15 protein-coding genes are annotated in these 20,318 nt (G+C 49.1%); 6 read left to right on the forward strand and 9 right to left on the reverse strand.

Features of this window, described 5'->3' with window-relative positions:
* Positions 1-141 precede the first annotated feature (141 nt).
* Positions 142-1,509: a hypothetical protein gene (locus tag V202x_RS16030; RefSeq protein ID WP_145176976.1), complete on the reverse strand. Its 1,368-nt coding sequence runs from the start codon at positions 1,507-1,509 to the stop codon at positions 142-144.
* A 187-nt stretch (positions 1,510-1,696) separates the two neighbouring features.
* Between V202x_RS16030 and V202x_RS16035 the strand changes: the two genes are divergently transcribed.
* Both V202x_RS16035 and V202x_RS16040 read left to right on the forward strand, forming a co-directional pair.
* Positions 1,697-2,821: a saccharopine dehydrogenase family protein gene (locus V202x_RS16035; RefSeq protein WP_145176979.1), complete on the forward strand. Its 1,125-nt coding sequence runs from the start codon at positions 1,697-1,699 to the stop codon at positions 2,819-2,821.
* Positions 2,822-2,829: 8 nt separating this feature from the next.
* A complete protein-coding gene (locus V202x_RS16040) occupies positions 2,830-4,368 on the forward strand; it encodes an aldehyde dehydrogenase family protein (protein WP_145176982.1) in 1,539 nt (512 codons plus the stop codon).
* A gap of 13 nt (positions 4,369-4,381) precedes the next feature.
* On the opposite strand, the gene V202x_RS16045 is transcribed toward V202x_RS16040, so the two are convergent.
* The 6 genes from V202x_RS16045 to V202x_RS16070 form a co-directional block, all read right to left on the reverse strand.
* Positions 4,382-4,819, reverse strand: coding sequence for a hypothetical protein (locus tag V202x_RS16045; RefSeq protein ID WP_145176985.1), 438 nt, complete (start codon positions 4,817-4,819; stop codon positions 4,382-4,384).
* A gap of 90 nt (positions 4,820-4,909) precedes the next feature.
* Positions 4,910-5,881 carry a DUF1559 domain-containing protein gene (locus V202x_RS16050; RefSeq protein WP_145176988.1) on the reverse strand — a complete coding sequence of 324 codons (972 nt, stop codon included), beginning with the start codon at positions 5,879-5,881 and terminating at the stop codon, positions 4,910-4,912.
* A gap of 46 nt (positions 5,882-5,927) precedes the next feature.
* Complete coding sequence (locus V202x_RS16055; RefSeq protein WP_232098525.1) at positions 5,928-7,388, reverse strand: DUF1501 domain-containing protein; 1,461 nt, start codon at positions 7,386-7,388, stop codon at positions 5,928-5,930.
* Between the two features lie 14 nt (positions 7,389-7,402).
* Complete coding sequence (locus tag V202x_RS16060) at positions 7,403-10,483, reverse strand: PSD1 and planctomycete cytochrome C domain-containing protein (protein ID WP_145176991.1); 3,081 nt, start codon at positions 10,481-10,483, stop codon at positions 7,403-7,405.
* Between the two features lie 30 nt (positions 10,484-10,513).
* A complete protein-coding gene (locus V202x_RS16065) occupies positions 10,514-12,253 on the reverse strand; it encodes a FecR domain-containing protein (RefSeq protein ID WP_145176994.1) in 1,740 nt (579 codons plus the stop codon).
* Positions 12,250-12,780 (reverse strand): sigma-70 family RNA polymerase sigma factor, encoded by a 531-nt coding sequence (locus V202x_RS16070; protein ID WP_145176997.1) that lies wholly within the window; start codon positions 12,778-12,780, stop codon positions 12,250-12,252. Before V202x_RS16070 ends, V202x_RS16065 begins: the two co-directional genes overlap by 4 nt.
* Positions 12,781-13,076: 296 nt before the next feature.
* Between V202x_RS16070 and V202x_RS16075 the strand changes: the two genes are divergently transcribed.
* Positions 13,077-13,709 carry a hypothetical protein gene (locus V202x_RS16075; protein ID WP_145177000.1) on the forward strand — a complete coding sequence of 211 codons (633 nt, stop codon included), beginning with the start codon at positions 13,077-13,079 and terminating at the stop codon, positions 13,707-13,709.
* Positions 13,710-13,788: 79 nt separating this feature from the next.
* Here the strand turns inward: V202x_RS16075 and V202x_RS16080 are convergent, their stop codons facing one another.
* Complete coding sequence (locus V202x_RS16080) at positions 13,789-14,568, reverse strand: alpha/beta hydrolase (RefSeq protein ID WP_197992922.1); 780 nt, start codon at positions 14,566-14,568, stop codon at positions 13,789-13,791.
* Between the two features lie 286 nt (positions 14,569-14,854).
* Positions 14,855-16,804 (reverse strand): FAD-dependent oxidoreductase, encoded by a 1,950-nt coding sequence (locus V202x_RS16085; RefSeq protein WP_232098526.1) that lies wholly within the window; start codon positions 16,802-16,804, stop codon positions 14,855-14,857.
* A 34-nt stretch (positions 16,805-16,838) separates the two neighbouring features.
* On the opposite strand from V202x_RS16085, the gene V202x_RS16090 reads away from it, so the two are divergent.
* The 3 genes from V202x_RS16090 to V202x_RS16100 all read left to right on the forward strand — a co-directional run bounded on the left by V202x_RS16090 (position 16,839) and on the right by V202x_RS16100 (position 19,858).
* Positions 16,839-17,552, forward strand: coding sequence for a FadR/GntR family transcriptional regulator (locus V202x_RS16090; RefSeq protein WP_145177007.1), 714 nt, complete (start codon positions 16,839-16,841; stop codon positions 17,550-17,552).
* A gap of 36 nt (positions 17,553-17,588) precedes the next feature.
* Positions 17,589-18,662, forward strand: a complete 1,074-nt coding sequence (locus tag V202x_RS16095) for a hypothetical protein (RefSeq protein ID WP_145177012.1) — start codon at positions 17,589-17,591, stop codon at positions 18,660-18,662.
* A gap of 260 nt (positions 18,663-18,922) precedes the next feature.
* Positions 18,923-19,858: a hypothetical protein gene (locus tag V202x_RS16100; RefSeq protein ID WP_145177015.1), complete on the forward strand. Its 936-nt coding sequence runs from the start codon at positions 18,923-18,925 to the stop codon at positions 19,856-19,858.
* Positions 19,859-20,318 lie beyond the last annotated feature (460 nt).

Raw genomic sequence — 20,318 nt, forward strand, 5'->3', positions numbered from 1 at the left:
TACGACCACGGGCGGACACATGGGTCCGCCCCTACCTGTTCTGAATTGAGCTGGCCACTCTTTAGGAAACCGATTGGACTCATCAAATATTTTTCGTGTGTTTCGTGAATTTCGTGGTAGTACAAATTCCAATTCCCAAACTCACGGCTGATGAATTTTCAGCGGGTTCGTTTCCAGAATGATGTCATTAATCCCTGTCTGATTAAAGCCTTTGAAACCCTCTTCACGTTGCAGAATTTCCATGTGAGATCCGATCGCGCCTTCCCTGCAGAAGCGGTCGGCCTCTTCTGCGGAAATCAAACCTTCTTCAAGCAGTGAAGCAATCCGCGTTTCTTCAACCGGCCAGATTTCACCGGCGGTAAACGCCTGCTTGAGATGCGGCAGATCCGTAAACGGTTTCATCGTTTTGACTTCATTTTCGGCCGCCAGTTGATCGCGGGCCGCGTCGAAGTCGAACAGGCATTCGAGGTGATGCATGCCCGCCTGCAGAAATGCCTCGCCATGTAGACGGCACCAGAGTCCCACCGTTCCCAGTTCCTCCAGTTCCGGCAATGGTTCGTGTGCAAAGTCCTGTGAGACTTCTTCTGGCGACAAATCGACGTCGGCAAAGATCACGACTCCTGTTGTGGGATGCTCCAATACTTGAGCCCCCCAGCCCGCTTCTTTGCCCGCATAAAAACGCTCGCGCAGGTCAAACCCCAGTAACTCAAATATCGCAATTAATCGTTGAAAATGTTGGCGACTGGAGCGATAGGTATGGTGGTCGTGATTCGCCCAACCCAAACCCATTGTATCCTGGCGGGCTTTTTGAATGCGGGCCACGGCATTGCGTTGTTGCCAGTAAGCACGCTCGGCAGCAAAAAAGAGATCGCAGGTGCGATCCACTCCCAAATCTTCAATCGCAATTTTAATCAGTGACTCGGCATGTTCGAATCCAGCAACATCATCTGAAAAATCACGTTTGCGAAGACGAAAGGCTTCGGTATGAGAGAGCAGATCTTCCGGGTCAGTCTGAAAAGATCTCTCCACGGAATCAAGACGAACACCGTGCCGTTCAATGGCATGCAGCTCAAAATCGTTTTCCTGAAACGCCAGTCGATGTCGCACCGCAGCACCGATTTCCCCTTCAATCGGAAGTTGCAGTGAGTATTGATGAATGGCCAGGAAATCCGCCACAGATTCCACGCGCAGAAACAGTCGTTCTGCGGATGAGGAACTGGATTGAATCGGCGGAAAATGCGCGGCCGGATGTTGAAACAATTTGAATCGAACATCGGTTATTTCTTCATATCCCAAACGAACCAGGGTCGCCTCCAATTCATCGGACCACTGCAATTCGAGATGATCCACCCAATCAATCAAGCGAGTCCCCGTTTTCGCTTGCAAATCATTCGCAAATTTTCCGAGGGTGGGAGATTGTTGAGAAAACGTGACAATCCGCTCATTCAGAAAGTCGGCTGTCTCGGGAAAGCGTTTCCAGTCATAAGTTGCAAGTTGTTCGCCAGACATGTTTTATCTCCTTCAAATTTTATTCTTTCCTCTCAGAATTGAGAGTCAAGTCACCTTTCTCTTTTAATACGATAATTATCCGTAAAATCGTAACTCAATCAGAAACGACTTTTCCAACGTATATAATTGAGTAGAGACTGTTCTACTGAGAATACCACATCTTGAATTCACGTCTGGAGGACCTGGAATGTCTCAAACCATCTTACTCATCGGCGCGGGAAAAATCGGACGCATGATTGCATCCTTGCTTAACGATTCCGGTGATTATCAACTGCGAATCGCGGACCGCGTTCCCGCGGCGTTAGAACGAATACAGAAACGCATTCCTTCCGCTGAAACCCATGCCCTGAATGCCGACTCGCATGCGGACCTGGTGCACATGATGCAAGGCTGCACCGCAGTCATTTCGGCGTTAAGTTTTCGAGAAAATCCGGGCGTCGCCCGCGCTGCGTTAGAAGCAGGCATTAACTATTTTGATCTCACCGAAGACCGGCAGACAACGGTCGCCGTCAAAGAGATCGCCAACGATGCCGTCCCCGGTCAGGTGTTTGTTCCTCAATGTGGTCTGGCTCCCGGCTTTGTGACGATTGTTTCAAAACATGTGATGGAATGGTTTGATGAGATCGATACCATTCGCATGCGCGTCGGCGCGTTGCCACAACATCCGACCAATGCGCTTTCCTATAATCTCACCTGGTCTACCGACGGCCTGATTAATGAATATTGTAATCCGTGCGAAGAGATCCACGCGCACGAAATCAAGAATCGGCTCCCGCTAGAAGGACTGGAACAGTTTACCCTCGATGGCAATGTCTATGAGGCATTTAATACTTCCGGAGGCCTGGGAACGTTATGCGAAACCATGCATGGACAGGTTCGCGAATTGAATTACAAAACCATTCGTTACCCCGGCCATCACATGTTAATGAAGTTCCTGCTACAGGATCTCAGGCTCGCAGACCGGCGTGAATTACTGAAAGATGTGATGGAACACGCGATTCCCATCACATTCCAGGATGTCGTGATCGTATTCTGCACCGTCACGGGAAAACGAAACGGACAATTTGTCGAAAAAAGCGACTTGCGCAAACTCTATGCGCAGGAAGTCAAAGGAGAACAGTGGAGTGCAATTCAATTGACCACAGGAGCCGGCATCTGCGCGGTCGTCGATCTGGTTCAGCAGGATCAGATAAACGGAACCGGGTTTCTCAAACAGGAAGATGTGCCGTTCGATCTGTTTATCAATAACCGATTTGGTCGTTACTATCAGACAGACAGTCTTCTCTCTGAAAAATCGAATTTTATCAAGTGAGCTAAACTATGACTCATTCAATACAAGATGTCTTACAACGTATCGGCATTCCCGGTCAGCCCTCCGCAGTTGGCATCGGAACCACCTGGCAAGCGGGCGCGGGAGAAGTCCTGACAGGAAAATCGCCGATTGACGGCGAGACGTTGGTCACGTTACAGGAAGCCACGCTCGGCGATGTCGGTCTGGTTGTCGACACCGCCAAAAATGCCTTTCTGAAATGGCGACAAGTCCCCGCCCCCCAACGCGGTGAATTCGTACGCTTAATCGGCGAAGCCCTGCGCGAACACAAAGCGGATCTGGCCGCCATCGTCAGTTGGGAAGCAGGCAAGATCACGCAGGAAGCGTTAGGAGAAGTCCAGGAGATGATCGACATCTGCGATTTTGCGGTCGGCTTGAGCCGTCAACTTTATGGATATACCATCGCCAGCGAACGTCCGGGGCACCGCCTGATGGAACAATGGCATCCATTGGGTCCCATCGGAGTCATCAGTGCGTTTAATTTCCCAGTTGCCGTCTGGGCGTGGAACTCGATGCTAGCCTTTGTGTGCGGTGATTCGGTGATCTGGAAACCCTCAGAAAAAACGCCGCTGTGTGCGATTGCCTGTCAGCAAATCGTCAATAATGTCGCGCAGGATTTTCCCGAGGTCCCCGATGGCATCTCGAACCTGCTCATAGGACGCGCGGAAATTGGCAAAGCGTTAACCGAGCATCAGGAAATCCCTCTCATCTCGGCAACGGGATCGATCCCCATGGGCCGCGCCGTCGCCAAAACTGTCGCCGGTCGCCTGGGACGCAGCCTGCTGGAATTAGGAGGTAACAACGCCATGATCGTCACCGAATCCGCAGATCTGGAAATGACGGTTCGCTCCGCGCTCTTCTCCGCCGTTGGCACCTGTGGTCAACGTTGCACCACACTGCGTCGCCTCATTGTGCACGAAACGCTTGCCGATCAATTACTAGATTCGCTCAAGAATGCCTACCAGCGATTACCCATCGGAAATCCCTTGAGTGCCGGCACGCTGGTCGGTCCCCTCGTTGATCAGGCTGCCCTGGATGCCATGCAAGACGCGCTGCGAACCGCTGAAAGTCAGGGGGGCACAGTCCATTATGGGAACCCGATCCTGGAAGATGTTCCCGCGGGTGGCTGTTATGTGCATCCGGCAATTGTGGAGATGCACAGCCAGACCGAAATCGTGCAACAGGAGACGTTCGCCCCCATTCTCTATGTCATGCGCTATCGCACGCTGGAAGAAGCATTCGAAATGCACAACCAGGTTCCGCAAGGGCTCTCCTCAGCCATCATGACAAATGATATCCGGGAAGCAGAATTGTTCATTTCACCCGTCGGATCAGACTGTGGCATCGCCAACGTGAATGTCGGCCCCAGTGGCGCAGAAATTGGCGGCGCCTTTGGAGGTGAAAAGGAGACCGGCGGAGGGCGTGAGTCAGGCTCTGACTCCTGGAAAGCCTACATGCGACGCACAACAAACACGATTAATTATTCAACCGAACTGCCACTTGCACAAGGTATCGAGTTCAATCTGTAAGACGGAAACGCAATTATTCGTTGCTTTGTGTTCGGTTCTCCGGTACCTCGAATTTCTGGACTGAGTTCTCTTCGGGAAAGACGGCCGTAGTTTGGAAATCGGAAAAGAGAGGGGGATCTGCGCCCCCTTCGTCCTCTTCTTGTGAAGACTGTGTACTGCGTCCCTTGATGATGACCGTATACGCGCCGCCAACGACGCCCCGCCCTGCTTTCGCCGTATCAAACTTACCATCTTCAATCGACGCTACACCTTGAGGTCCGGTATTTCCTTCGTCAGCATCTGCGACGAACAACACAGAACCATAGGGAACGGGTTTGCCGGCATAAGTCACCGTCCCTGAAACATCATACAATGTTTCACTTCCCCCGCTTGATCCACAGCTTTGGCTTAACAAGCAACACAGACCGCCCAATAACATCACTGTCAGCTTGGAAACATTCAAATGAAACATGATCAGACTACCAACTCAGTTATAGGTTTTAATGAAAAAAGCATCTCACGAGAAACAACTTCAGGAGAGATGCAGATTGAATCGATACGATTAGAACTCAAGCGTATTGGTTTCGCCCCCTTCGCGGCTGGCTGTCGCCAGATACACATTCAAATCGATATTTTCGGAAGCAAAATGCACGCTGCCATCACTCATCAGAATGTGAGCGCCCCCTTCGTGCGTGCTACCGAAGCTCATATTATTGAATTCGCCGGAAACGAATCCGTGCACGTTAATTCCAAACTTCACGTTCTTACTGCTACCACATGAATCATTATGGCAGCCACGATTCCAGGACCGAGGGGCAATCGCTTCGGCCAGATATTTATGGGCAGACATTTCTCCGACCATAATGGTATTGGAAGAGCCATCCAGGATATCCCGCAGCCGCACCTGGGAACGAGGGCCACCTAAGACTCCCAGATTGGAAACATCATTTCCACTCCGGCAATTGGGAATCGAAGTACCCGATGAGGGGTTTTCACACTCCAGCGGATAAGGTGCCGAAGAAGTTGCATTCGTTCCCACCGGCCCCATGTTGCCGACATAGTGTGACGCGAATGTCGGTGTGGAATTAAAGACTTCACTCGTATGCGTGGATTTCGTTTTATTGGAACTAGGACAATGATAAACCGGTGGCACGTTCAGACAGGCTTGCCGATTATCGGAAAACGCATAGCCACGATTGAGATTAAACGTTTGATACAAAGGCGCCTGATCCACAAACGGAAGAATCATCACAAGAAAGCTCATACTCACGTTATTGGCCGTCGAACTACCGGTTCCCGAACCAATCGATTGCCCATAGCCCCCTTGCGGAAAGATCCGATGAGTCTCATGATAGTTATGTAACGCCAGGCCAATTTGCTTTAATTGATTCTTGCATGTACTGCGACGCGCGGCTTCGCGCGCCTGTTGGACTGCCGGTAATAATAATGCGATTAAAATGGCAATAATGGCAATCACCACCAGCAATTCAATCAGAGTAAAGCCATGCCGCTCTCTTCTGCCTGATGAACTCATGATTTCTTCCTTCGATAAGATTTAAAAACGATTATGAAAATCGGAACTAAAACACCTCATTAATGACTTCACCCCCTAATACGGTGGCGATTTCTTTTCGATTATTATGCATGTAAAACAGTTTGTGCTGATCGATACCCAATGCGTGAAGCAGTGTGGCGTGTAGATCGGTGGGAGAGACGGGACGTTCGACGGGCGTGTATCCCAGGTCGTCCGTTCTGCCAATGATCTGGCCCCCCTTCATGCCTCCTCCGGCCATCCACATACAATAGGTCGTCGGTAAATGGTCGCGGCCGCGGCGGTCCCCCTTTGCAGAGCCTTCCGTGGTCGGCGTTCGTCCAAATTCGCCTCCCCAGATCACCAGAGTCTCCTCCAGTAAACCGCGCTGTTTCAAATCTTTGAGCAAACCCGCAATTGGTCGATCCGTCGCCCGGGACCGTTTCAGATGATTGGCCTTGAGCGAACCATGAGCGTCCCAACCTCCATTTCGTAATTGCACTACCCTTACACCGCGCTCCACGAGTCGACGCGCAATCAGACAATGCCTGCCAAATTCCGCAGTCGGCTTATCATCCAGACCATACAGTTTGGCAGTCTCAGCCGTTTCGCTCTCCAGATCAAAGACTTCCGGTGCGGAGGTTTGCAAGCGGAACCCGAGTTCGTAAGAGGCAATCCGCGCTTCCAGTTCAGAATCCTGACCGAGCTGCGCCAGATGCTCCTGATTCATCCATTTGATGAAATCGAGTTGCTGACGGCGATTCTGATTCGAATAACCGGACGGCATCTGGGTATACGGAATCCCCCGCTTTCCATCCACCAGTGTCCCCTGGAATCGCGATGGTAAAAACCCTGCCCCCCAACCCGGTGTCTGCGGGGCGGGACCGGTACTGTTGGAAAGCATCGAAATAAACCCTGGCAGATCGCGGCTTTCACTTCCCAGCCCATACGTCATCCAGGCACCCAGACTGGGTCGATCACCAATGGCCGAACCAGTCAACGCAATACACTCTCCCGGTCCATGTACGGGCACCCGATGATTTACCGACCGCAAGACACAAATTTCATCAATCATCTGTGCGGTCTCGGGAAACAGATTCGAAACGGGAATGCCACTCTCACCATATCGTTTGAATAAAAACGGTGATGCCATCAGCTTGGAACCCAGGCCCGCACGCGGAATGTTTGGTACGCGGGCGGCAATACTCGGAGGGACCGCCTGCCCTTCCAGTTCGGTAAGCAATGGCTTCGGATCAAACGTATCAACCTGACTCGGTGCTCCCGACATAAAGAGAAAGATCACACTTTTAGCGGTCGCGGGAAAATGACGTTCGCCGCTACTGATGTGAGTTCCCTCTTCTGCACACAACAGCCCTTCATCGGCCAGCAAAGACAATAATCCCACTGCACCAAAGCCGAGCACACTCTGCCCCAGCATTTCACGCCGACTCACAAATCGTCGATCGATGCCGGGAGAAAACCAATTTTGATTCATTTCATCAGATAACATTAAAAATCTCTGAATTAAGGGATGTACATAAACTCGTTCAAATTCAGCAACGCGTGACAGAGCATCGATAGCCGACGTTTCTGGTTATCAACAGGTTTCTCTCCTTCAAAAAAGAGCAGCGCACGCTTCTGTTCCTGTGCAGTCGGCTTGCGACCCAATACTCGTAAAAACGCACGCTCGACCTGTTGACCGTGATGATCGCCGGCTTCCTCAACAATCGTTTTCGCCAGGACCTGCGCCCGTCGATCCATAAACTGGCTGTTCAACATAAAGAGAGGTTGCAGCGCGACGGTCGACACCTGCCGACGGGAACAACTGGCGATACTGTCCGGCGCGTCAAACATCGCCATCACGGACGGCTTTTCACTCCGCCGCTGAAACAGATAAATTGTACGTCGCAAATTTTCCTCTTCGCGTTCCTGCGGCACGCTCGGTCCTCCGAGATCGCGTTTGAGTTCACCCGTCGCACATAAAATCGAATCGCGAATCGCTTCCGCTTCCAGCCGACGACGAGGCCAGCTCCAGAGCAGTCGATTCTCGGGATCCTGTTTTAAGTTGGTTTCGTTAAAGGAACGTGCCTGCCGATAGGTTGATGAAAGCACAATCAGCCGATGAATGTGCTTCGTGCTCCAGCCCTGATCCATCAACTCAGCCGCGAGCCAGTCCAGCAACTCGGGATGTGTCGGTTTCTCGCCCTGTACACCAAAATCACTGGGGGTTGCCACCAGACCCCGTCCGAAATGATACTGCCAGAGCCGATTGACCCACACGCGGGATACCAGCGGATTCTTCCGGTCCGTCATCCAGTCCGCCAGTGCGGTCCGTGACATCGTTTCTGACGATTTCGAAGTGGCCCCCAGTACCGCCGGCCAGCCTTTTCCTACTTCCGGTCCCCGCTTGTGCACATCGCCGCGAATCAGGATTTGCGATTTGGTCAGTTTCAAGCGTTCTTTGGAATACGGGATCGGATCACGGTTGACTACCGGCAGCCGCTCGATGTTTCCATGCCCTGTTAACGGAGAATAATAGCCCCAGGTATGCGGTTTCGTCGTGTGCTGAAATCGCTTCTGTTTGATTAGCTTCTTCGCTTCGCGTTGATAAAAATCAAACGTCCCTTTCGGCATCCACGCTTTCATGTCAGTAGGGTTGGAAAGCGATTCACCCTGAAGTGACAGGTTCCCCAATTGACCATTCACAAAAAAGCCCTGCAGCCGATAATAGTCACGCTGTGTCAATGGATCAAATTTATGGTTGTGGCATTGAGCACATTCCAGGGTCAGACCAAGCAGCGCACTGCTGGTGACATTCACAATATCCACCAGCACATCATTTCGCTGTGCCGCCTTATCCATCTGATTGCCGCTGATTCGAGCCGATGCTAAAAAACCGGTCGCGATCACATGCTCGTCTGCATAGGGCTTCAGTTCATCTCCCGCCAACTGCTCTCTGATGAACTGATCAAAGGGTTTATCGTTATTAAAACTCTCAATGACATAATCACGATACCGCCAGGCATAAGGTCGCGGCAGATCATGCTGGTAACCGTGACTCTCCGCCCAGCGCGTGAGGTCGAGCCAGTACCGCGCCCAACGTTCGCCATAATGTTTCGATGCCAATAAGCGATCGACCAGTTTTTCATACGCGCGGGGATCCGTATCGTTCACAAACGTCTCGATTTGCTCTGCCGTTGGCGGTAAACCGATCAGATCCAGATAGAGTCGCCGAATCAATGTTCCCTTGTCGGCTTCGGGAGCGGGTTGAATGCCCTGTTTCTGATACGCGCGCTCGATAAACGCATCTACGGGCGTACGCACGCGTTTGGAGTTTTGCATCACGGGCACTACGGGACGCTTAATGATTTGAAAGGCCCAATGATCGGATTCGGCTTTAGGCGTCGGTAGTAGCTGATGATCCCATTTTGCCCCCTGATCAATCCAGGCGCTTAGTAAAGCAATTTCCTGTTCAGACAACGGCTGCGTTGAATCTACAGGAGGCATGCGTTCCTCGGCGACTTTTGAGGAGACTAACTGAATCAGCTTACTTTGTGCGCTTTCCCCCGGCACAATCAATTCTTCGCCGGTACTGAACCCAAGCAATTCATCATACACATCCAGTCTGTATCCGGAATCGGGATTCGTGCCCGCATGACAGGAAAAACAGCGTTGTTTGAGTAAGGGATAAATTTCTTTACGAAAATCAACCTGCGACTGCCAGGCTTGCTGTTTTTTCTGATTCATTGAAGGAATTTGTGACGGTGATAAATCGAGCACATCACTCCAGGTGCGACTCAATACCAGATCACTCACATAAATCCGGTCATCCACTTCCGTTTTATACCCAGTCGCAAAACCGACCCAACGCACCGCATTGACACTCTGCGGATTCACCGCGGTGGCCACGGGTTGGTCGAATTCGTCTGGTTTCGGATCGACCCACAAATCAAATCGAGTAAACCCTGCACGCAAGGATTTTTCCGGCTTCGATAATCTGCCAACAATCTGGTAATCCCGATCGCGTTCCAGCTCAACAGAACTCCAGGCGGTTTTATGACTCCCAATTCGAACCATAAACACGACTTTCCCCTTTTGCGGACCGCTGGCAGCCACATGCACGCCGATATTCGGAATGTGTGAAGCGTGGACCGCCTCATCAGTGCCTTCATAACGATCCAGCCAGAACACAAAAAATTCCCCCTGATCACGCAATCTTTCATCGACCGCATAACGGAATCGAAACCGCAGAAACAGTTCCTGCCCCTGATAGGTTTCCTGCAACTCTCTCCGCAACGGATTATTGCGTTTGCCGGAACCTTGAATCAGCGCTTCATGTTGAATGGCCTGTTGCTGTTTGTTTTGTGATTTCTTTTGCTTCACATCGACAAACAGAGCCGGTTGCTGTTTCGAAAGTACCCAGCCTCCGTTCCAGCCAAATCCCGGTTGTTCTTTTTTGTGTGAATCGAATGTCGGATTGACTAATCCCTGTGCCAGTCGTGATTCCTCTCCCGAGATCTGCTGAATGTGAGAGAGCAGCGTCCCACAAACCAGTATGGAAAGTAGTCTTGTATTAAAAAGAAAAGCCCGCACAGCGCAAAACATCACAAAACTTTCAGTACAAACATTGATAAACTATTTCTGAACAGCAGCAGGTTGTGTGACTGCTTCATACGAATCACCAATGACGAGCCGATCCAGAAAAAGCGAATCGGTCACTTCAGTATATTGCCCGATCCGCATGCCTAGAGCGTTAATCGATTTCAGGAGTTTCCCCTCTTTCGGTAGGTTTACAACAACATCCGGGGTTTCTACCCGATCACCAACCGGGTTCACCCAGAACTCCAGATGATTAAAATGAGGAGCATTTTTCCTGGCAAGATGGCCTACCAGCAAAAACGTTTCATGATCGACGGGCTCTTGAAATAAGACTTCATCTTTCACAGTAAATCGAGCGAAGAACTGCCCCTCTTTAAACCCGACACTCGGCACCAGGGAATGACTGTTTCCCAAACGACCCTTTGAATCATCAAACCAGAGACCGAAGAAGTCATCTCCATCCAGGCCGTGATATTGGACCAGGACGCTGAAATAGAAATCATCTTTAAGTGGTGTTTCCAGTTTGCGGGCCATCCGATGTGCGAGTGAGGGATAGGCATGATGGCGACCGCGGGCCTCTAAGATCATCGGTCCCCCATCCAGTCCCTCCCACTGCATTCGTTTCTCAGGAACCATCAACCGGGTGAAATTTTGATCAACCCACCAGCCTTCATGATCAAATCCGATACCGCCGTTTTGTTGATAGAGCGAAGTCGACGGATATTCAAAATCCTCACCCACCAGAATTCCCTCAGGCAGAGCAGAATTCTCCTTGATCAGAGAAATTTGATTCAATGGCTGGTGATTCTCAAAATGGATTGTCTCTTGCGGTGGATAGTTTCCGGACTTCGCCGCGACAAGTTGTTCGAGCGTCGGCACATCCGCAAACTTCGCTGGCGTCACACTGATTTCTGCTCCCTGCACTGTTCCATTCGAAAACCGTAGTGCCTGGCTGGCTTTGAGGTTGGCAAGCTTCTTGTTCGCGGACGTCACTGGTTTCACATCAACTTCGCCTTCAAAGACATGCACTTCCGCTTCGCCCGACCGATCCACAACCGTGCCAAAACGCGTTCCCAAGTCAACAATTCGTATTTTGGAAGTATCCACAGAAAACCCCTGCGCCTCATCAGGTACATACGCAGCCAGTTTTCCATGATGCAGCAGTGCATTCAAAGGAGAACGAAATTCAATTTTTGCTGGTCCCTCTAATACCACTCCCGCACCACTCTGAAAACGAATACGGGCAATTCCCGATTTCAACCACAGAGATTGCCCTGTTTTAAACTGCGTGCCATAGGGAATGTCTTCTTCGAGATCGTCATGTCCCCAAACCGCATCTTCCGTATCGAGTAGCATACCGACGTAGTCCGGGCGAGATGCGATTTGGTTTTCTTGTCGAGGCGGTACCTTCTGGTTCAACCAAACAACAGCACTGACCAACAGAACCACCATGACTAACGCGATCCCTTGCGACAGAAAAGAAAATCGACGGGAAGCAGGGAGCTCCGCGGCAGGGATTCCCAAATGAGTTGTCTGACTTTCGTGAGATAAATTTTCCTGATCTACAACATTGATTCCTTCCGGGACCGATTCATACAAGCTGGCAGACAAGAGTGAATCGAGATGAATTTGATTCGTATAATCTTTAATGAGATCGGGATATGTATTGAGAATCTCGGTCAGCCGCGCGTCTTCATCCGTAGTCAACTGCTTATCCAGGAGACGGCAGGTCAGAGCCTCCAGTTCTTTGCGAATGGCATCATTGGGTTGATTCATAAATGCGCCTCCTGGGCTACCGTCTTTTGAATACACTCCATCAGTGTCTTACGAATCCGATACAAGGTCATCGAAACTGCATCGGCCGAGCGTCCTGCTTGTGAAGCAATCTGATTCACGGGCATCGACTCACAATATCGGTTTTCTACCAACTGACGATGTTCCGGCGAGAGCTTTTCCATACAATACGCGAGCGCTTCAGCGTGTGATTTTGTATTGACCGCCTGCTGTGTGGCAATGACGGCGATCTGCTCTAGTGTCCGATCATCGAGGGCCGCCTGTCCGCGATTCCGTACCCGCTTAAAAAACGCCATCGCCTGCAGTTGAGCAATCCGACACGCCCAAGGCGTGAAATCCAACTGCCAGTCATACTCAGTACGCTTCCGCCACAAAACGGTATTCGTTTCCTGCAACACATCATCCACGTCCGCGGCCCGACGAATCAACGCCATCAATAAACCGCGCAATACAGGCTGACTGCCTGCAATTAAAGCGACGTATTCTTCATCAAGTTCCTGATTCTGCAAAACGAAAAACCTTCTCTGGCCTCAAGCCGATGAATCAACGTCAAAACAAAACACCGTGTAAGTTCATTAGATCAAACCCCACCAATCTAACGCACATTTTTTAAAAAAGATATTTTTAATAAGGCAGGAAAGAGATTTCGAATGAATTCTGAAGAGTGGAAACTATGAATTGTTAAAGACTTAGAGTTATCATTTCGTGAGCCACAAATAGTAAATCCGATTACAAATTCCTGTCAGATATCATTTCAAACAAAATGAAATCTCAGTAATATAAAAAAAATTTTCGAGAAAGAATCATGCTTTTTGTATTCACTTCATTAATATTACTCAACCTTAATTCGGTTGATGAAGAAACTCCAATCGTAATGGAGTTTCCAGAATATTCTTGTAAACTCACCTTGCCATCGCCTCAATTTAAGTGGATTGAACAAGAGATACCCCCTGATTCACTGGCAGGGTTTTATGATGACATTGGGACGAAGCTCTTATTCACAGCAAAGAAAATTCCAGCAGGTGTCGTGCTCAATGAATCTTTAATAAAAGAGATCCAGAGTCCTTTTAATCAACAGGATTCTATTTCAATACAAAGCGGAGAAATGATCACCTTCAGAAAAGTTCCCTGTTATCAATTTCATATTCGTTTTAAGGAAAATAGTTCCGTTAGAATAATTCGAATTTTCATAGCAAATGGCTATCTTTACGAATTACAGTTGATGGATAGCAGCCTTCTAATTAAAAATCGAAACCTGTCAGAATATGTTTTTTCAGCGTTTGAGTTTATGGAAACTCCTGATATTCCAATTCCCAACTCGGATTCAACTGAAAAGAAACCCTACAATATTGTCAGGATTTTAGTTAGGGTTATATTTTTTACCATTTTAGTTATTAGTGTATTGTTTGCGGTGGCAAAAAGTGCAAACAAAAAATAAGAAACTTATTTTATCAAAATCAAAAATCTCTATAAGTATAAAGGCACGCTGAAATACTGCAAAGGTTCCTTAAAAGAGCCTATTTGGATTGTAGAGCCTGTTTCGTAAACTCCAACACATGCGGAATGGCTTCACTCACTACAGAAAACGTATGCCGCCCTTTAAGCATGATCCATTCGGGTGGTTGCTTCAGTTCAATCAGCCGTTCTCGAAAATGTTCATTCATCGTCCGGTCGAATGCCTTGTCAGCGGTGATGATGAGCACGGACATCCCCTTCAGCTTCTCGGCCCGCTCAATGGGATTAAACTGTTTCCTGACCGCTTCGTCCGAACCAAAGCGGGCGGTGGGCACACGGTACGACTGACCTTTCGGTAAGCCGGTTCGCGGAAAATCGAGTAACCCAATCATCGAACTGACAGCAATAAATCGATCGGGATGACGTGCGGCGAAGTTCACACAACCAAAGCCCCCCATCGACCAGCCGGCAATCGCCCATTGTTGACGTGCAGTGGGCAACTGAAATTCCTGAGTGACGACTGCCAGCACTTCTTCCAGATATGTTTCATAAACGTCCGACTTGCGCACCGGCGAATTAATATACCAGCCATCATCGCCGTCCGGCAGGATCACAAACAGACCGGAATCGAGTAACTGCTTGCGAACGGCCTTGTCTTCAATTAATGAGAGTTCATGTCGACCACGACCATGCAAAATCACCAACATGCGGCGTTTTTCCGGTTTGATCTGTTGCCAATGTTCGGGCAAGACAACCACAGCCCGTTTTCGTTGCTTGAGATTCCGGCTAAAAAACGTCACTCCCAGAATCCGTGGAAAGAGCTCCTCGGTTTCGATCTTCATTTCCTCAGCTTCTGAATCTATTGCCATAACGAAACCAGTCTTAAATGACAATATGGTAGAAACGATACAGATCATCAGAAAATACAAAAACAAACGCTGTTGCATCAAGTTACTACCCAAACTGAATCAATGGAAAGATTACTACCACGAAATACACGAAATTTTTCTATATGAGAAATTGTTGAAAGCAGCAGAGATTGTATCACACACGATTAAAGATATTTTAATTGGATGATCATTAATGTTTTCGTGAATTTAGTGTATTTCGTGGTTAAAAAATCAGTCCTCAGTAAACACGTACTTCACAAATCCGAGCATGGTTGACACCATTCGATGCGGTCACAACAACACGGACTGCTGACACTGACGATGTTAGTTCGACTTCGTGCATACGTCGACGTTGGTAATTCCCTTCAACCTCTGCTAACAGAAACCAGGTTTTTCCATCACAGGCTTCAATGCGATAATCGCGCACCGTTTCAACCTGCGGATCTCCCCACTGCATCTTTGACGTGTATCCATCATGATGACTGAGTGTCAGATGCCGATGCAAGCCCGTATCAAAAATGAGTTGAATTTCACGCGGTTGAATCGGCACATCCCACTCCAGTTGTAATGTAGCAGGTAAACCCGCTTTGGGATCAGACAACCAGCGGTGACCTCCAGGATTCGCACGGCCCTCCGGTGCCCCCGCAGGTCCGTGCACGCAGCGCGTCTGACCTGAAACCACATTCGCCGCTTCATAGCCAACCTGCTCACTGCTGGCTGAAAAACATGCGGCTCGCGCAAGATCGTTGTGATCCTGATTCTGAATCCCGACCAGATACGCATCTTCCCGCAACAACTGTTGCTGAACTTGTGCCATCACACCTTGATTCGAAACTAATTCCGACGGCGGCGACTTCTGCTGTACCGCGAACGCGGCTGCGGTCCCAACCCCCTGCCCGATCACCGCACAGGTTGCCATCACTCGGGTAGAAGAGAAGGCCACATGCGTTGCCGAAATATTACGGCCAGCAAACATCAGATTAGCTCTATTTTTTGAAATACAGGCAGACAGAGGCACATTATACAGCGAGGGCACCGGATGTTGAGTACAGGGCTCAAGGTCGGGTGCGTCGATGCCTTCCGGGGGATGTAGATCGAGCGACCAGCCGCCAAAGGCAATCGCATCGGGAAAGTCGCGTGAAGTAAGCAGATCCTGTTCGGTCAGAATATGTTGACCGATGAACCGTCGGCTTTCACGTTTGCCGGGGAGAAAACCAAACCAATCCAGCGCCCAGTGCGCTGCTTCAAAGGGATCGTCTCCTGCAGGCGTTCCCGGCGGCCCGTTCTTCACATGATCCCAGATCCCCATCACGACCGCTAACAACTCATCGCGGATCTCTTCGTTCTGCTTGATCGTATCCAGTACACCGCCCCACTCTGCCCACCAGTAACCGTATTCATGCGTCGGTTGCTCTTCACCGGGTGTCGCATAGAGTCGCCGTTTCAATTCGTTTTTTTCAAACTTCCGCGCCCACTCGGGTGCGATAAAAGGCATCGGTCGATCATGACGGCGGGCCTGCAGCAAAATCGTAGAACCCAGGCGATGATTGTCTGCCGTTTCAGGAGCCAGTGATTCGTTGAACTGCTGCCGCCCTTCTCGCCCCTCCATAAACAGGGCTCTGGCCTCTGCTGCCAGTCGACCATCGCCGGTGCAGTCAATGAAAACCTTTGCGTTGATCGTAAAACGGTCTTCGGAACTTTGACGTTCTGCAATCGCATGCTCGATTTGATCACCGTTTAACGTGACGGCGGTCACCGCAGTATTGAGCAGTAGAGTGAGATTTGGCTCCGTCTTGCATTTCTCAAATAAGATCAAATCAAACATCGAAGCTGACCGCTGAGGATTGCGAACACAATTTTCCAGCCGCAACTCTTCGATGATTCCCCCTTCACGGGCCTCTGTTTCCAGCTCCACCCCACGATCAAAGCCGCCTGTTCCATTCGCCCCGACGATATGCATGCGAATTTCGCTTGAGGCATTTCCGCCAAGAACAGAACGATCCTGACATAAAATGACCTTGACCCCACAACGGGCCGCAGCGATAGCACAACAGCAGCCCGCCATCCCACCACCGGCGACGAGGATCTCGCAATTCAATGTATGTTCTTGTAAGAGGGTCATTTCGTTTTTATTGCCTTTGAATTTGACACCGCTATTAAATGCCATATAATAATCAAAAACATCCATTTTTCAATCATAAAATCGTTAAAAACACACTATAATGACACTTATAACCAAAGAGCCACAGAATTCACTGGCACTGGAACTGTCTGAACGCATTCGACACCGGATCCAATCTGCTGAGTTCAATGATGGTGATTTTTTTCTCACCGAAGCCGAACTGGCAGAGGAATACAACGTCTCGCGACGAATCGCCCGCGAAGCTGTGAATCGTTTGTGTGCGCTGGGATTGCTGGAAGGCCGTAAACGAAAAGGACTCATTGTTCGCCATCCCGATCCGGTCGAAGTCTGGGCCAACTGCCTGCCGTCTCTGGCAAGGTCACAGGAAAAACTGGCCGATCTCGCACAGTTCCGCTATGCCCTGGAAGTGGGTGCTGTGGAAATGGCAGTCAAAAATGCGAGTGAGGAACAAATCGAACAACTGGCAACTCTGGCCGAAGAGTTCAAACTGATTGCGAGTAAAAAGAAGAACCGCAAACAACGCACCGAACTCGAACGACAATTCCATGGGCTGATTCTGGAAATGTCAGGTTCATCGTTTATCGCGGACATGCAGAAGCTATTAGCGACGCTCTTTGAAACATCTTACCCTCCGAGAGAGTCCCCCGTTTTAGAAGACGACGTGAACGACCGCATCATCTGGCAGCACTTTGAACTCGTCAGCGCAATTCAAGACCGGGATGTGGAACGAGCACGTTCTGTGATGCGATCCCATTTGAAATACTTATTGATGTCCAAACCAGATATTCCCTGATAAATTGAATACCAACATTCTTTGAGGTCCATTACAATGAAAAAACAGATCCCCTCTCTGATTCCCTTATTGGCCCTGTTCTCTGGCTGCCTGATAAATCTACCTGCTTTGCTCGCGGGAGAGAACTCCACACTCCCCGAAGTGGAAGTCACCAACGTGCGGCGTGTCTTTCATAATGGAGAACACAATGCGTTTACCGATATGATTGAGTTCAAAGGAAAATACTATCTCACCTTTCGCACATGTCCGGGTGGCCACATGTTGTTTCCCAGCTCACGCATTCTGGTGATGCAGAGCGATGATACCATAACCTGGAAGCAGGTCGAAGAATTCTCCGTTCCCAAACGCGATGTACGCGACCCTCATTTTTTGATCTTCAAAGACAAACTGTTTGTGTATACGGGAACCTGGTACTGCGGCGATGCTCCCCCAAAAACCAGAACCCTCAATCAACATCTGGGATATGCGGTCTGGACCGCCGATGGTACAAAGTGGTCCAAACCGATCATGCTGGAAGGCACCTACGGTCATTATATCTGGCGGGCCGCCTCCTATGACGGCAAAGCGTACCTCTGTGGTCGACGCATCAAACATTTCACAGAAGGGGATAAAGATCGCGAACTCATCGAAACCGCGATACTCGAAAGCGATGACGGTTTAGTATGGAAAACCGCGAGCCTATTCAATGAAAAACAGGGAGACGAAACGGCGTTCCTATTTGAGAAGAACGGCGATCTCTTGGCCATCGGTCGTAGCGGATCCAAGCCGGCCTGGGTCATGCGTTCGCGGCCTCCCTTTGAAACCTGGGATCGTAAACAATTGGATCGCTACATCGGTGGCCCTTTACTAGCAAAGTGGGGGAAACATTATCTGGTAGGAGGGCGTCAGCTAAAAAACAGAAAACCGGTGACGTCGCTGTACTGGTTCCAAAACGATCAACTGCACGAATTCGCAACTCTTCCGAGCGGTGGTGATAATTCATACCCTGGAATCCTCATTCTGGAACCCGATCATGCGCTGATCTCCTACTACTCCAGTCACGAAAAAGACGAGAATGGAAAGCCCATCACGGCAATCTACCTGGCGGACCTCAAGCTGAAAAAAAAATAATCCGCTCTTCAGACTGACCATGAAATGATAGGACAGCAACCGGTATAAGCGGTGAGATCCCTCATATCAAATTCATCTTGTGGGGATTTCACGCGCTGAGTACGATTCCGAGCAAGAATTCCATTCAGATGGTACATGAAATTCACTTGGAGGTTTCATCAACAATGTGTTGTATTCGAAGCAATTGCGTGTTGTCGTTCGGCTGCTGGCTATTAATCTTTACCAATTTGAGCAATGGTGCTGAAAAGACAGACACCCTGATGACAAAGATGCTCAGTGACTGGAACGCCCGACAGAAAATTGCGGACTCCATGTTGTATGAGATCCGCGGACACGTGATTGTTCCTCGTGATTCATATCTCAGAATAGACGAGAATCAGGGGGTCACTCCCATTCACGATTCAGAATATAATGTCTCTACCGAGCTACTCCTTGATTTCCAGAACAATCGTGTTCGTAGAACTGAGGAAAGTGAAGTCCTATGTGCCCCTATAAGGTCCTTTATCCCCTATTACGAAGTAGATTTATATGATGGAACACAATATTTCAATTATCAACCGATTGACAAGAATACGAGTGACAGCTGGAAACCAGGTAAATACCAGTCAGAGCTTCATCTAACCGGTTCGAGACCATATGGAATGTTCTTTTCACACTATATTGACATCCTATTACTCACTGGGCACGGTAGCATTTATACTCACAACTCACCGGTAACTCCTCAAAAGTTACTAAGAACTTCGGTAACATCACATTTCTTTAAGCAAGAGCTAGTCAAATATAAAGGTCGACAATGCATCCTCCTCCAAACAATGCCATCCAAATTAAGAGGAAAAGGCTACTATAACATAATTGTTGACCCTGCGCACGAAAGCGCCATAGTAAAGTGGTCATCCTTCTATCGAGACCAACTCTATTCAGATATCGAAATCGAACATGAATTGACTAAACAGGGTTGGTTGCCTGCAAGATGGACGGAAACATACTATAGCAAACCGAAAATACCAATCACTAAAACAATGTGTGTCAAACGTCGCGTCTTTAACCCTAAGCTAAAAGACAGTGATTTTAAAATTGAAATCACCCCCGGAATGGTGATCTATGACCGGGCAACGAACTCTGAATTCATCTCCTCTGGTCCCGGAAAACCCATGATTCCATTGAAAGAATGGAAGTTGAAACATCCAGACGAATAATGTACCGGGTGTCTCTCTCATTCAACTGCTGCTGATTAACACCTCTGTTCTTCCAACAACTTCCAGCAAACAAGTTGTATGCGGGGTAAATGAAAGGGACCTTTCCAAAGATTTCCTTTTGCCTCAATTGAGATATGACTGTCCTGATGGAGGTAGCCAAATTAATTACCATACTCTGCATCAAGGAATTTTGATACTACCAGTCGGGAATTTGGCGATGCCAGTCTGCATACTTGAAATCATTGGTTAGAAAATATGCCATCAGTGTTGCAATTGTCGTTTATTTTTGTGGCCACAAGAATTTCATATCGTGCCAGCACTCCTGCACAGGAAGGATTTTGAAATAATCTCAGGGATACTGACGGAGAATCCCTCAAAGGCGTTTCTAAATTTCACTGCCTGATCCGCAACCTTCAATATCCACGATTGCAAATCGGAATCACCTCGATGAGAATCAGCA

It is taken from the genome of Gimesia aquarii (assembly GCF_007748175.1).
Classification (GTDB): domain Bacteria; phylum Planctomycetota; class Planctomycetia; order Planctomycetales; family Planctomycetaceae; genus Gimesia; species Gimesia aquarii_A.